Genomic DNA, 15166 nt, shown 5'->3' on the forward strand with positions numbered 1-15166 from the left:
GAGCGGTGGTGTTCTTGAAGGTTCTAGTGTTTAAAACTGTTTCTCTAAAGTGAGCAATAGGACACCATGAGGTGGAAGAATGAGCTCTTTATACCACCCCTGATTCTCTAATATCTCTGTCCGGATGACCGGGCCGCTTCTTCCGCGAAGATACGCAAGTTCCTCCTCCGTCAAGATTTCGGGTGCCCCCATGCGAACCCACTCGTCAAAAACGGAGCCATGTTCCCGGTCCATCTGATAAGTTGTGCATTTATAGGCTCCTGAAAGATGAGGAATGTTGACTTGGAACACCTTGCTTCCCTTCTCTTCGAACACGCCGTAACGGTTAAGATTGGACATCTCCGACCAGTCCCCGCTTGAAAACATATGATCCATATGGACGTAATGATACAGCAGAAGCTGCATGCTCCCATCTTGATTCTGAGTGCCCACATAATCATCACCCTTAACGGTGATCTCTTCACCCAGCCTCTGAAGAAGCTCAAAGGCGTAATAGCTCGGCTTCTTAAGGCCATCCCGATTCATTAAACCAAAACCTCCGTAAAACGGAGAGGAGGGAACAAGACTTTCCTCAAACACATCCGTAAAACACCAGAAAGCCATGGCCTTTACGTCTCCCAATGTATTCATCGCATGATACATCACAAACGGGGCCATAAACATGGTATCGTGCAGCAGATGCCGGTCATAGAGCGAAAAGTTCCATTCGGTAATATGCAGCTCCATATCGCGGAAAGACGCAAGCGCCATTTTGTCCTGCAATCGACGGATACTCTCCTTATAAAAGGTTGGCGGCATCATCTTCGTTAATATGTTCTGCTCTGCTTTAAGCTGAGGATATTCCGAATAGATATGAAAGGAAAAGAAGTCGAGGGGCACCTGACGTTTATTGCAATATGCCATAAATTCCTCGGCCCAGCTGTCGTTCCATATCGAACCATAACCTAAAGCAGGGCCTCCTGTTTTTAGTTCGGGAAGGACCGACTTGATCACTCGAACGGTAGATTCATAAAAAGAGAAGTATTCCTCTTTGCTACCTGCCCAGCAAACGCCTGATAAATCCGGTTCATTCCAGACTTCAAAGTACCATTGTTTTACTTCCCGAGCCCCATAGCGATTTAAGCAATGCCGAACGAACGCACGAACAAGCGCCTCCCATTTTGCCTGATCGGCTGGAGGGGAAATATTCCCTTTCCACCAGAATACCGTTTCGTTGGAACGGCTAAGCAGGGTCGGCATGAAACCAAGCTCCACGAACGGCCTGATGCCCAGCCCAATAAGAAAGTCATACAGCTTGTCAACATATGCCCAGTTATAGATGGGAGTACCGTCATCCTCTTCGTTATATACCATCATCTCATCATTAAAGATGCCATGGAAACGTATGTATTCAAGAGGAATTCGTCCTTTAAGCTCGGTGAGCTGCCGACGCCAGTCATCGCGCAGTCCTTCAATTGCCCTGCCCGCTGTTGTGGTAACGTTCCAGTGCTTTTTGTACCCTGCTGACGACATTCCCGGCTGAATCTGAATTTGCACATGATCCGTAACAACCGCCGTTAACGGGTTTGCCCTATCCTGTTCCTGAACCGACTTCTCTTCCAGATATCGATATAACGCCCCCATCGCATTGATCGTATCTAATTCATAATAGTCACCACTCGAGGACTCTTCATATGTAAGCGGTTTTCGATTAGGCTTATCCTGAAGCGAGGCAGCGGCTTCACGATACGATCCTGGTGTGCAGCCGTACTTTTCTTTAAAGTACTTATTGAATAACTTCACGTTCGCAAAACCGCAATCCATGGCAATTTCGGTAATGCTCTTCTCAGTTCCCGATAACTCCGACTGGGCTTTCTCCAAACGGATCAGCGTTAAATACTTTTGGAAAGGAATACCGATTTTATCGGTGAAAAAGTGAGAAAAATAATGCAAACTTAAGTGCTCCTGTTCGGCCATCGTCTGCAGCGTTATCTTCTCTTTGTAATTTTGATCGATATAGGTAAGAACCCGATTCAACCTTTTATAGTCATAGCTCTTGCCGCCATCTTCAGCTTCCGGGTTGATTCCTTCCGCAAAATATCGCAATAAATGACCACATAATGTATGCAACCTTCCCACGGTAAAGCTTCGATAGCCTGGAGACTTCTTGTTCATTTCCCATACCATCTTGGCAAGCTCTTGCTTAATCGTGTCAAATCGGAAGCCAATCGGCTCAGCCTCAGTCGCTGAATTACAAGAAATAAAAACGTTATTATGCAGCCACTCCGGGCCAAACTGAAGCGTTAATAATATATTGTCATGGTTATTCTGCTCAAACTTATGGATCGACATGCTGTTCACCACAATGACGTCGTCCTGATGCAGGGTATACTCCTTCTGATCAAGATGCATGATAACCGAACCTTGGAGCACATAGACAATCTCCACCTCTTTATGCCAGTGAAATGGAACCTGCTTCACGCTGTTGACAAACAGCTTAAAAGGCATATCCTCTTGGTGCTCGATAAATTCATATAGGTAACGCATCATTTGCCCTCATTTCAAATGAACTGCAAACGATATATCCTGATTCAACATATCGAATGCATTATAAAGTGACTCATAGATTACAAGTATGTTCTTAAATTATAGAAGCTTATCATTATAGCATGTATAGTTTACGACTTTTACATACATTAGAAAACAGGATATCCAGTACTAGATTCGTTGCATTGTAAAAAAAATGCCTGCGGAGAAGTTTTTAAATGCTAGAATCACACCGTACATCGGGACATAGTTGTTGATGAACAAGTAGACGATTCCCGGCAGTGTCATTAGCAGCAGCCACTTATACTTCTTCAGCCTCTTCCTTAAATGAGACGAACCCCTCTGTTCCAGCCCCTTCTTCTGATAACACAATGGTGACTTCTTCTCATCCTGTTACACCTATTCCAAAACCACAGAAATACTATTGAAGTTTTTCATTGCAAAAAAAGGGTGCCCCAAGAGATCCATTGACCTGGGGCACCCCACTGTCTGTGGTATGATGCTGTTCGTATGAATCCTTCCTCCACTCGCTGTTAGCCCAGCAAAGTCATGCATGATTAATATAAAACAAAACGTTTTCATAGTATCTCATAAACCTTTTATAATCCGATGTTTCTTTCAGTAGAATTATGGTTGGATAAGCATTTACTTTGCGTTGTTTTAGTGCAGCTAATACGTTCTTCTGTTCAATGCAATAAAATTTGCCTTCTTTATACTGAATAAGAAGCGGTGGATCTTCATCGGTACCGTCATTCCCAGGCATGCTTCCATCAAGTTCGATGAGACGCAAGGGAAACTTAACTACACCGAAGTACAAACACTCTTTACTCATAAAATCATGTAAATCAGGAACTGCATTTTGGGTATGGAGCATATAACAATAAATCCATTCTTCGAGCATTCCGATATTCGCATACTGTACAGCGGATCGCACAGTTGGAGCATAAGTGAATTGTCGGTCATCTTTCTTCGAATAAATGATTTTCTTTATGGAATCCAAAGATAAAAAGTACTCGTCCGCAAGTTCCGAAACCGTTACTCCATTGGCATACTTGTTGCGAATCATAATGTTACGCCTCTGTAATTGATTTCGGTAACCCGACTTCTCCCCCCAGCCCCTTTTTTCCTCTCCAGTAGGGATATAAAGAAGTTTTCCTGCAGCGTATTTCTGAATTTCTTTCAATAACTTCTCAGGTATGATATCGCTGGCATTTTCATAATTCATAGGATCACCCTTTATAAGGCGTATATTCGATCCTTCAGTTGACCGATAGATTTCATAATAGAATTGCAAGATTCAATATCATCGATTGATGCGTGCCACCGCAAAACATCGATTCCCTTATAATAAGCCATGCATAAAAATCTTTCTTTAAAATCCGGTATGACAATGTTCCTTTTTTTGCAATACTCGAATAACAATTCAGGTATGTGCAAGTAAGGCTTATTTAAGTCCATAATGGCAAAATCTAAAAGGAAATCGCATATTCCCGATCTGCTCCAATCTGGGAAACCAACCGTCGTTTTTCCATCTGTGATCATGATTTCAAAAAACGTGTTATTGTTTACCAAATAACGTTTTCCTTCGCAATAATCAATTCTGGCGTCCATTTCCATCCAGTATTTTTCGACAAAGTCACGGTCTAAAATCGTTGTATCATAGAGTTCCTTCCAATTAAACCAATATCCTTCTTTATCTTCTGCAAATGTGTCGATTAGAAATTGCCTGCAGGTACTATACTCCGTTTTACAATCCTCGTTGAACTCACCATAGCCTTCTACTCCCGCTATGTCCGATGCACTAATTTCCAAGACTTTGTCAAAAAACAACTCGTAACAATCTGCAAACTGATCGGGGCTTATTTCATCAGCGACAAATCCATTGGGTGTCATGTTTACCTGATCCGAAAGCAGGGACTTGATTTTACTGTCTTTACTCATGCTCGTATCTCCTTTACACCAACAATTGTTATACACACATCAGCTGCGCACCTGATATGGGGTAATGATAACATTGGCCATGTATCGGATATAGGTAACGAATAGGTTTAGTCAACTTTACACCCGCCCCTTGTGATCACTTCAAATACTAACAAAAAAGTTTACCCTCAATCATCGTCCATTGCACTTGATACCTTTCATCCATCAGCACGAGATCCGCATCGTATCCTACCTCGATTTTTCCTTTGTGAGATAAACCTAGAATACGGGCCGGCGTTGTTGAAGCCATGTGCACGGCATCCTCCATTGAAATTCCGTTAGCTTCGGTCAGACGTAACGCTTCATTCATAGTCACGGTACTCGATGCTAATGTACCATCCGCAAGCCTTGCAATCCCCTCGGATACGGTGACGTGATGACCACCAAATATGTAATTACCATCGCCTAATCCCATCGCCTGAAGCGCATCGGTAATAAGCACCATGCCTTCGGGCCCTTTGAGACGATGCATTAATCTGACGATGGCTGGATGTAGATGGACTTGATCAACAATCGCTTGCAGGCTTACATGCGGTTCTTCGAACGCGGCTACAATCAGTCCGGGATCTCGATGGTGAATCGGTCTCATGCCGTTAAAACAATGGGTTACATGACTCGCACCGGCTGCAAAAGCCAGCTTCGCTTCCTCGTATGTGGCATCGGAATGAGCCGCGGCAATTACAACACCCTGCTCTTTCAGATAGGATATGAGCTCCAAGCCTCCAGGCAATTCGGGTGCGATCGTTACCATTTTAATGAGCGATCCCGCTTCCTGAAAAATGCACTTCATTTCTTCCAGATTCGGGTGGCGAAGATATTTCTCATTTTGCATCCCTTTACGCTTCGGATTCAAATAGGGTCCTTCCAGATGAATGCCGGCGATCCTTGCCCCTTGTTCTCGTCCGATTACAGATTTGACACTGCGAATCATGTTCAGCAGGTCCTCTATCGTCGAACTCACAGAAGTCGCCAGAAACGAGGTGCATCCGGTTGCCGCGCAAGCGCGTGATACTTCTTGAATGCTGTCCTCGGTTCCATCCATCATGTCATAGCCATTGGCCCCATGAATATGAACATCGATCATTCCTGGTATGAGCCACATTCCGTTCCCATCAATCAGTTCAGCATCACTTTCGATTTTATCAAGTACTTGCGACGGTTCTATTCTCTTCAGCTTTCCGTTTGAAATCCAGACCGTTGCAGAAGGAAGTATTTGATGAGGTAGGTGGACTTTGACATGTCGAATGATTTTGTTATTCATTACTACAAGGCTCCTTCCTATTGGTTATGAGTTTGACATTCTATAAGCGTAATATTTTTCTGATCTAATATTTCTTGGATGTCAACGGGAATCGATTGATCGGTTACAATAATATCCACATGATCAAAGTCTAACTTGAACCTCGATTTCACCGCGAATTTGGTATGATCCGCAACAAGTATGACCTGATCTGAGCGCCGAGCCATTTCCCTTTTCACCCGAACATCTTCTTCATATGGATAATAGAGTCCGTCTGGCTGGATTGCCGTCGCGCCGATGAACGCCTTGTCGGCACGGATTTCACCGATTTTATCGATGACGGAAGGACCGTATAATAATCGATTATGGGTATGCAGATAACCGCCGAGCACGTAGATGCTCAGATCTTCTCGTTTGGAGAGTATCCCTACATTATCGATGGAATGCGTAACCGCTGTTATCTGTTTCGCTTGAATATGTTCCGCAACGAATTGTACGGTCGTAGATACGTCCAAGAAGACCGTTTCGTGGTCCCGAATCAGTTTAGCGCCATGCTCGCCGATCACGTTCTTGCTCGTCGGCTCATCTATAAGCCGTTCCTGGTAAGAAGTCAGTTCCTTTTGCAGTTCAGGCAAGGCTACCCCTCCGTGCGTTCGAACAACTACTCCTTCTTGAACTAACCTGACAATGTCCCTGCGCGCGGTATCCCGCGACACTTGAAAGAACGAGCATATCTCTCCTACACTCATCGTTTTATGTTGTTTTAAGTAATCCAGAATTTTTACTAATCGTTCCTCTTGGAACACGTCCAATCCCTCCTTGCCTAAGCATTTACATCTTATTTTTAAGTATATATAAGTAAATATTTACAATCAATAAGTATATGTAAGCCACTTTGAATTTTCTATTCCGATCATCAAATCGTGAGCCTATATTCACGATTTGATAGAAACAGGCAGGCCGCTTCTTGCAAAGAAGCAGCCTGCCCTTACAATCGTAGCAGGAGAGCCTTTAATAAGTAAACGACTGTTGTACCGTGCCAATCCGTGCGTTTGCATATTGAATATTATTACATCTCATACTTTCAAACGCTTGTACTGCTGCATTGGCAACGTCAATATCTTGTGCGCTTGTTCCTCCACTAACGCCAATACCACCGACGACCCTTCCTTCATGAACCAAAGGGATTCCTCCGCCAAGGATAACGATTCTCCCCTGATTCGTCGTGTTAATGCCAAATGTAGCCCCGCCAGGAAGCGCGGATTGCGCTAAATTCGCTGTCGGCATTTGCATCGCTACGCTGGTCCAAGCTTTGCCGATGGCAATATCGATACCTGCTATTCTGGCATTGTCCATTCGATGAAAGGCAATGAGGTTCCCCCCTTCATCAACGATCGCTACATCAGAATTCAGACCCATTTGTCGAGCCTGATGTTCAGCAGTTTCCAATAACTTCTTAGCCGCAGTTAAAGTGAGTTTGTACATGGTAGCCCCCTTTACTTAAAAGAAATACTACATTATATTGCCATTGCCTATATAGGTGAATTGCCCAATATCAGTACTTGCGGAATGCATGCTAAAGAAATGTCTCGGACACCCATTCAAAAAGCTTTTCCTTCTCTTCAAATTGCGGATAATGCGCAGATTGATCAAACGCGATAAACTCCTTCTGTTTGGCTTCAAGCTTATCGAAAAATTCTTTTGCTGCATGAGAGGACGTCATATAGTCATAATCGCCCATGATAAAGTAGCACGATAATTCAAGTTTCGTTACAAGCGCTGGCAACGGATGTTCTATGACTTCCTGCAGCAAAACCTTTTGTGAAATTCGAACAAAGCTACCACAAAAAAACCGCTGATCTGGATACAGATCGGCGGCGTAGAAACTACCAGGAGGATAGTTCGGTCCTTTTCCAATTGTTTTGAGCAACGCAAACATATACATATTGATCGTCCCAAGAGATCTGTCCCTGGCTGCAGGCAGCAGTGGACGAAGCAGGTGTATGCTTTTCGCGAAGACGCAGCTTATCCCCGTTTACATCGAGCTTGGTGTCGGGTTCGCTCGTGCCAATCCCGATACTACCGTCGCTGCGCTGCATGGTGAGCGGGGAATCGAGCACTTCGCCGTCATCTCCATATCGTACGAACTGAAGGTTGGCTCCCGTATTGCCGCCCGCTTCCTCTAAACTGTCGGCCCGGACGGCCCACCTCGGTGTCGTCTCATTATCCTTGCCGACTGCACTTAACTGAATGTCCCGGTTCGTCCCGCTTTCGCCGGCTACCCGCAAAATACCGCTCATTACATTGAAATTGGATGAATGGGTACGGATCTCGCTTATATCGGTGTCGAATGGAATTTCTAACCGGGTAAACAGCTGGTTGGGGTATTGACCTGTCGGGGACATGGTCGTCTCGAACGAGATATGCTTATGATCCTGCTGCTCCGGATTGTTTGCCTTATCATGGGAAATGATCGCCGTCTTGTCCTTTCCATTCTCGTCCATCCAGACGATCGCCGGCTTGGCCCTTTCCGCCGTCCATTGCAATCGAATCAGATCAGACTGATGTCCTTCTTGCTCGATCCATTTCTTGTCGGTGGACAAATGAAGGCGTTCATTGTGCGGAACGCGTATATCGTCGCCGACTTGCTCGGATTGTCCAAGCTTTGTTGTCACTCCCTGTTTCTGATCCGTACATCCTATGCCGAGCAAGAAGAAGCTCCCCATTATAATCATCATCGTCCTTAATAATTTCACGTTGTTTCCCTCCATATATCGGTATGATTCGAGTTCATTCGTGTTCAAGAGCTAAAAACACTTTGTCTGATCGTATTATATCCAACACGCAGCGTACACCCATTTCACCAAACTTCCCGGAAAAATGATGCTTTTCGTCTATAAAGTTTTGACGTAGCTCGTCCGAAAGGTGTGCTTCGGTTGGTCATATAATACAGCCCAAACGATCAGGTTTTTATGGGCACAGGAAGAGGGACTTTTGGGTCACTTGGCAGTGACACATCATCAACAAAAAAGGATTTAATCAACTCATCTCGAACATGATATTTCGGTGCATGGATTGCTAGGTTACATTGGTTACCATCCCCTATACTCAATCTTGAAAGGATGGTCTGAATGGAATGGCTGGATCGTATGAGCAACGCTATGGAATATGTAGAAACACACCTGTCTGATACGATTGATTACGATATCGTGGCTAGAATTGCCTGCTGCTCAACATACCATTTTCAACGAATGTTTCCGTTCATAACGAATGTGTCGCTTTCAGAGTATATTAGGCGCAGGCGGCTGACCCTTGCCGCATTTGAACTGCAGCAGAGCGGCACTAAGGTCATCGACATCGCTTTAAAGTATGGTTACGAATCGCCTGAGGCATTTTCTAGAGCGTTTAAAAAAATGCACGGTGTGATGCCAATGTCAGCGCGCGACAAAGGCGTTACCCTGAAGGCCTATCCTCGGTTATCCTTTCATATTTCGATTCGAGGAGATGTTGAGATGAATTACAGAATGGAGGAAAAACAAGCTTTTGAGATGTTCGGTGTAACGACTGCTGTTAATAGCGATGGCGATCATCCATTTATTGATATACCCGCTTTTTGGACTACGTGTGTAGCCGACGGTACCGTTGATCGAATCCGTACAGCTGCAGGTTTGGGGGAAAATGCTCAAATCCATGGGATACTATACAACAAGCAAGGTGGGGAATTTTCCTACATGATCGGTTACTTCATGCCCCAGAGCGGCATGCCCGAAGGGTTTGAAAGGCTCTCTATCCCACCTCAAACCTACGCGATATTCTCAACCGGCCTCTACCCCGACGGGCAAAGCGGGATCCATGCATTGTGGAAGCGCATCTGGGCAGAGTGGTTTCCAACCTGCCATTACGAACCGGCAAATGGTCCTGAGTTTGAAATGACCTACGATAGAGGCAACAGCATGTATGAAATGGAAGTTTGGATCCCTGTCGTTAAGAAGCCTGGATCTTAGGACGGAAAAGCAGCACGAGGGTCAATCACTCGTGCTGCTTTCATCATTCACTTGCGTGATTGAGCGCCTGTAAAAAAGCCGCCATGATAGGCGACTCTAACTCTTTATCGTTAGGCAAAAACGGGATACTTCCGGGCATATTGTTTGGACACCCGGTACAATTGCTCGACCTCCAACCGGTTGGTGGCACTGAACTCCTCATGATTTTTCGAACGGCAGCGATAGTTAGTCAGTACGCCCTCCAGCATGAGATAGTACTTGGCGTTCACCGGGTAGAGCTGCCTTTCAAGAAATGACGACACACTTAGAAAATCGGACAGTTCCCCTGCCGCTTCCGGTTGACTTTCCCAATTTCGGAACAGCCACGTATACAACTCAGGGTGGAAGTTGGCCATTACGCCGCTGAAGCCGAAAGCGCCGAGCCGGTAGCTGTCCAGAAGCGTCGCCGTGTTGGCGTTGAAGATTTTCAGACTCCCGCCTTGGACCGCCTCGAGTTTATCCCCGATCAGCTGCAGGTCGCAGCTCACGTCCTTGATAAACCGAAAGCGTCCGGTATCCGAGCATGTCTTCAGCATTTCGGGTGTCAGAAGGCGCCTATACGGGACTGGACACTCATACAATCCGAGAGGTACGTGTTCCGGAATGCGCGCGAGCAGCTTATCGAGATTCGCCAGCCACACATCATCGGATTCCTCAGCAGCGGCGAGCCGGTTCGTGATTAGGACCACGGCGTCGACGCCGGTTTCCGCGATTGCGTTCAGCTCCGCTACTTGATCATCAAACGCATCCGATACATGACCCGATGCAATGACCGGTACCCTGCCGGCCGCCTTCGCTTTGACGAAGGCGGCGATCAAAACGCGCTCCTTCAGGGTCAATGTATACATTTCGCTGGATTGACATACGGCAAACAGGCCGTCGGCCCCCCGCTCGATATACCAGTCGATAAGCCGCTCCAAGGCCTCGTAATCCACTTCGTTCTGCTCCGTAAACGGCGTTAGCATAACCGGCCAGTTGCCGTCGGTAATGATCTGATACATATGCGTCCCCTCCTGAATGGTTCGTATCAATGGTTGAACATTATTCTTTTGCTGTGAGTATATTTTGCGGTTCCCTTCCTTCGAATATATCCAGCAATGCCTGAGCGGTTATCATGCTGACCCGCGTATACGTCTCTAAAGTTTCGGCTGCGGTGTGCGGCGTCGCAATCAGGTTCCTGCTCTGCAGGATAGGATGGTCGGCGGATACGGGCTCGGACTCGTAGACATCGATTGCCGCTCCAGCGATGACTCCGGAAGAAAGCGCCCGCGACAGCGCCTGTTCATCGACGACGGCTCCTCTCGCGGTGTTAATGAAAATGGCGGATGATTTCATCCTCTTAAAAGCCTTGTCATTCATAATATGGCGCGTCTCTTTCAGGCTGGGTAGATGCATACTAACGATGTCGCTATGCGCCAGCACATGCTCGAAGGTTGTCATTGTTACGCCGTATTCCGACGCTTTGGCTGTATCTGGATACTTATCATAAGCGATAATCTCGACATCAAAACCCTTCAACTTCTTCGCGGTGAGCTGGGCGATATTACCGAACCCTAGAAGGCCGATCGTTCCCCCTGCAAGCTCGGATCCGACAAAGCGCTCCCATCCGCCGTTCTTCGTCGACCGATCCAGCGCCGGAATGTGCCGGCGGACCGAGATCATCAATCCGATCGTCAGCTCGGCCACCGCATTGGCATTGCCCCTTGGTACATTGGTCACTTGTATTCCATATTTCCTTGCAGCCTCCAAATCGATATTGTCCACGCCGACGCCGAAACGGGCAATGCCTTGAAGCTGCGGCGCAAGCTTGAATACCGCCTCATTCCATGTGTCCACGCCGGCAATGACGCCGTCGACCGATCCTACCACTTCCTTCAGCTCCTCGAACGTCAGCGGACGTCCGAAATGATTCTCGATAATCTCGCATCCATAGCTCTCGAGCAGCCGTTTCGCATCCGCACACAGTTTGGAATAATTCGTAGCCGTTACTAATACCCTTTTCGCCTTCATTATTTAACACCTCCTACCGTCATTCCGCTTACCATATATTTCGATGTGAACAAATACATCACGATGACCGGAATTGATGCAATGATGGAGCCGCCCATCAGGGGTCCCCATGCGAATACGTCGCCGACAATCATATCCGACAGTCCCAGCGTGATCGTCTTGTCTGCGCCTTTAGTGACAACGACCAAAGCGTACAAATATTCGCTCCAGCATAACGTGAACGAAAAAATGAAGGTAGCCGCAATGCCTGGCGCCGATAATGGAAAAATGATGTGGGTCATCGTACGGATTCGCGAACATCCATCGATCATGGCTGCTTCCTCGATTTCATCCGGGATGGATTTGAAATAGGAAATGAGCATCCACGTAGCATACGGAATCGTGATCGTCGGATAAATCAGCATGAGGCCGTAAATGGAATTGTTAATGCCGATTGCCGTCACCAGCATGTACAGCGGGATAAACAGAACGGCTCTCGGCATCAGGTATGCATAGAGAATGCTCTTGGAGATGAAGCTTCTCCCCCTAAACTTGAGCTTGGAGATCGCATACGCTGCCAGCATGCTGACCGTGATCGAGAACAAGGATACGATCAATGAGACGAACAAGCTGTTTTTGATATTCGTCATGAAGCCCTTTTCGTTGATCAGCTTATCGTAGGCAGTGCCGAGAAATTCCTTCGGCCAAAACGAAGGCGTCATGGAATAAATCTCCCCGTTGGATTTGAAGGAGGTAATCACCATCCAATATAAGGGAAAGAGCGCGAATATTAGCAGCAGCGCGAGCGTCGAGTATACCGTAATTTGTTTGCCGAGCGAATTCTTCATCAAGATCACTCCTTACTTGTCGGACGCTAGCGAACGCTTGGTCACATAATGGATCAGCATGATCAGCGGCGGCAGCGTAATGAGGGATATCGCAATGGCTTTACCGAGACTCATGTTCAGAAAGCCGACGGTATAGCTAAGCGTGGACAGCACCTGCGTGCCGTTGTCCGGGCCGCCGCGTGTCAGAAGCCAGATGATCTCGAAATCGTTCAGCGTCCAGATGGTGGTGATGACGGAAGATAGAATGGTCACTTCTTTTACCGAGGGGAGCGTCATGTAGAAAAACCGCTTGACTGCTCCCGCTCCATCCAGCATGGCGGCTTCATACATCTCTTTGGACACCGTCTGCAGGCCGGCCAGAATGGCAATGCCCATGAACGGAATGCCGCGCCACACGTTGACGAGAATGACGGAGAACATGGCCAGGTCAGGTGTGGCCAGCCAGCCGACGGGACTGTCGATGAGCCCTGTTTTGAGGAGAATGGCATTCAGCACGCCTCCGACGTCGGAATAAATCCACTGCCAGGTAAATACGGAAACAATGGTCGGAATGGTCCATGGAAGAAACAGCATCACCCTAAAAAAGTTTCTGGCAACGATATTCTCGTTGAGCACGAGAGCCATAATCATCCCAAACACCGCTTTCAGAATAACCGCCACCATCGTAAAGACAGCCGTGTTCCATACCGCCTTCCAAAACACGGAATCGGTAAACAACTCCACATAGTTCCGCAGCCCGATGAATGTTTCGGGAACGCCGACCACTTTATTCGTCAAGCTAAGATAGACCGCCCAGCAAAAAGGGAGCGCCATAACAGCCAGCAAATAAATTAGCACCGGACTCATGAGGAGGTAGGCCAGCCTGCTGCTTGTACCGCCTTGTTCCCGCCTAGGCGCCGGGGTATTCCCCGATGTTGTTTGGACTTCCAAGCTTTTCATTGAGAGCACCTTCTTTCTGTTGCTTCAGGCTCGTCCGCAGCCACGGACCTTGCATCGATGCCTTGTATTCGGACTGCGGTAGCCTGATGCGCGGTTAAGTCATAACCCTACTTAACGTATACCGCCTCGATCTTACTCTGTAATTCGTCCACTGCTTGCTGGGCCGTGAAGCCTGAATCCAGCAGCATTTTTTGGAAGACGTCGTTGACATATCGAAGGTTATAAATCTCTCCAGCTTTCGGATTATACTCCCCAGGGTATCCAAGGAAAGCGAAATGTGCGATGGAGTCGACGAATCCTTTATTCTTCTCCTCCTGCCAGACGGATTCGTTTGCCAGATCCGTGTAGATCGGACCGGTCAATGGAGCCCCGTTCTGCACCCACTGGCCGTACCACGTTTTGTCCGTCATAAATTCGATGAAGGATTTGGCGAGCTCCTTGTTCCGGGATGCCTTGAATATGCCCAGATTGTTGCTAATGCCAGGCACTACAGCTCCCTTCGGTCCTGCGGGCAGCATGGCGATCCCTGTATTCTCGTACAATTCGGGATTATCGTTCTTGATCGTCGCAGCCAAGCTGCCGACGTTGAAGATCATGGCCGATTGGCCGCTTAAATACGACTTGTTATTGCCGCTGTCATCCCATCCGATAGAGCTTGGAGGCGTCACTTTATCTTCGATGAAAATGTCCCTGATCAGCTGAATCGCCTGAAGTGTTTCGGGCGACTTCACCGCCACGTTCTTGCCGTCCTCGGTATCGAGAGAACCTCCGTAGGACCAGATGATCGCCCGGGTCAGCCATTCGGCATCCGAATTGCCTTTCCCGTAACCGAGCCCTGCACCGTATATCCCTTTGGAAGAATCCGTGAGTGCCCTCGCCATTTCACGGAACTCCTCCCAGGTTCCAGGCGGCTCGCTGTACCCGGCAGCCTGAAGCATGTCCTTGCGGTAATATAAGGCCGTGGACTCGGTCCAGAACGGAACTCCGTATAACTTGTCCTCGAACGTTACGGAGGTTTTCAAGCTGTCCTGTATTTCCCCGTTTGCGTTCTCCACGCTACCCACAACGTCGGAAACATCCTCTAGAACGTCCTTGGCATAGAATTGTCCGACTTCCTGGTAGCCGAAGAAGGAGACGTCCGGCGTTGTACCCGATTCGATGGCTGCCGACCATTTCGGATAAAAATCCTCGTACGCGATAAACTCCACGTTGACATTCACGTCATTCTCTTCCCCGAACTGCTTTGCCCTCTCTTGGATCATCTGGTTCTGCTCTTCGAACATCTGCTTCTTCATCCAAAATGTCAGGGTTTTCTTCCCCGGATCGACGTTTCCCGATCCGCTGCCTCCCGTTCCTCCTACGCTGCACCCTGCCATCAATATCATGGCTAAAGCTGCCGTTACCCAGCGAATGGAGTTTTTCTTCATCTTCATTATGTTCACCCCTCATATAGTGGAATGTCCTTACACCATTCATTGTAAGGGCTTCATAAACAGGGTTAAATGATATAGGCTTAACATCCGCTCTCCTTACTTAACATGATGCCGCAATCGAAAACAGCGGCCGAATGAGACAAAAAAAACCGCTTACAGCGCAAACGC

Annotated in this window: 13 protein-coding genes and 1 pseudogene; 1 reads left to right on the forward strand and 13 read right to left on the reverse strand. The window is 47.3% G+C overall.

Going from position 1 to position 15166, the window contains the following annotated elements; all coding sequences use genetic code 11:
- Positions 1-30 precede the first annotated feature (30 nt).
- From MKX98_RS18985 to MKX98_RS19020, 8 genes and pseudogenes are all read right to left on the reverse strand, one after another.
- Positions 31-2529: a helix-turn-helix domain-containing protein gene (locus MKX98_RS18985; RefSeq protein ID WP_339217822.1), complete on the reverse strand. Its 2499-nt coding sequence runs from the start codon at positions 2527-2529 to the stop codon at positions 31-33.
- A 544-nt stretch (positions 2530-3073) separates the two neighbouring features.
- Positions 3074-3751 carry a CD3324 family protein gene (locus MKX98_RS18990; protein ID WP_339217824.1) on the reverse strand — a complete coding sequence of 226 codons (678 nt, stop codon included), beginning with the start codon at positions 3749-3751 and terminating at the stop codon, positions 3074-3076.
- A gap of 11 nt (positions 3752-3762) precedes the next feature.
- Positions 3763-4467, reverse strand: coding sequence for a hypothetical protein (locus tag MKX98_RS18995; protein WP_220684919.1), 705 nt, complete (start codon positions 4465-4467; stop codon positions 3763-3765).
- Positions 4468-4615: 148 nt separating this feature from the next.
- On the reverse strand, positions 4616-5767 hold the full coding sequence (gene nagA / locus MKX98_RS19000; RefSeq protein ID WP_339217827.1) for an N-acetylglucosamine-6-phosphate deacetylase: 1152 nt from the start codon (positions 5765-5767) through the stop codon (positions 4616-4618).
- Positions 5768-5784: 17 nt separating this feature from the next.
- Positions 5785-6552 carry a DeoR/GlpR family DNA-binding transcription regulator gene (locus tag MKX98_RS19005; protein ID WP_339217829.1) on the reverse strand — a complete coding sequence of 256 codons (768 nt, stop codon included), beginning with the start codon at positions 6550-6552 and terminating at the stop codon, positions 5785-5787.
- 205 nt (positions 6553-6757) lie between these two features.
- Positions 6758-7231, reverse strand: a complete 474-nt coding sequence (locus tag MKX98_RS19010; protein WP_216532318.1) for a heme-binding protein — start codon at positions 7229-7231, stop codon at positions 6758-6760.
- 91 nt (positions 7232-7322) lie between these two features.
- A pseudogene (locus MKX98_RS19015) lies at positions 7323-7571 on the reverse strand (alpha/beta hydrolase); the annotation flags it as partial.
- A gap of 61 nt (positions 7572-7632) precedes the next feature.
- The gene (locus MKX98_RS19020) at positions 7633-8502 is read right to left on the reverse strand and encodes a hypothetical protein (RefSeq protein ID WP_194543142.1); all 870 of its coding nucleotides are present in this window, start codon (positions 8500-8502) and stop codon (positions 7633-7635) included.
- Positions 8503-8877: 375 nt separating this feature from the next.
- Between MKX98_RS19020 and MKX98_RS19025 the strand changes: the two genes are divergently transcribed.
- Positions 8878-9750 carry an AraC family transcriptional regulator gene (locus MKX98_RS19025; RefSeq protein WP_339217835.1) on the forward strand — a complete coding sequence of 291 codons (873 nt, stop codon included), beginning with the start codon at positions 8878-8880 and terminating at the stop codon, positions 9748-9750.
- 110 nt (positions 9751-9860) lie between these two features.
- Here the strand turns inward: MKX98_RS19025 and MKX98_RS19030 are convergent, their stop codons facing one another.
- The 5 genes from MKX98_RS19030 to MKX98_RS19050 form a co-directional block, all read right to left on the reverse strand.
- Positions 9861-10790, reverse strand: coding sequence for a dihydrodipicolinate synthase family protein (locus MKX98_RS19030; RefSeq protein ID WP_194543144.1), 930 nt, complete (start codon positions 10788-10790; stop codon positions 9861-9863).
- 40 nt (positions 10791-10830) lie between these two features.
- Positions 10831-11799 (reverse strand): phosphoglycerate dehydrogenase, encoded by a 969-nt coding sequence (locus tag MKX98_RS19035; protein WP_339217838.1) that lies wholly within the window; start codon positions 11797-11799, stop codon positions 10831-10833.
- Positions 11799-12626 (reverse strand): carbohydrate ABC transporter permease, encoded by an 828-nt coding sequence (locus MKX98_RS19040; RefSeq protein WP_113058904.1) that lies wholly within the window; start codon positions 12624-12626, stop codon positions 11799-11801. The genes MKX98_RS19035 and MKX98_RS19040 overlap by 1 nt, the downstream gene beginning before the upstream one ends.
- A gap of 12 nt (positions 12627-12638) precedes the next feature.
- Entirely contained in the window at positions 12639-13565 is a 927-nt protein-coding gene (locus tag MKX98_RS19045) for a sugar ABC transporter permease (protein ID WP_339217841.1), read from the reverse strand.
- Positions 13566-13672: 107 nt separating this feature from the next.
- Positions 13673-14998, reverse strand: coding sequence for a sugar ABC transporter substrate-binding protein (locus tag MKX98_RS19050; protein WP_339217843.1), 1326 nt, complete (start codon positions 14996-14998; stop codon positions 13673-13675).
- Positions 14999-15166: the final 168 nt, after the last annotated feature.

Source organism: Paenibacillus sp. FSL W7-1332, assembly GCF_037969785.1.
Classification (GTDB): domain Bacteria; phylum Bacillota; class Bacilli; order Paenibacillales; family Paenibacillaceae; genus Paenibacillus_AQ.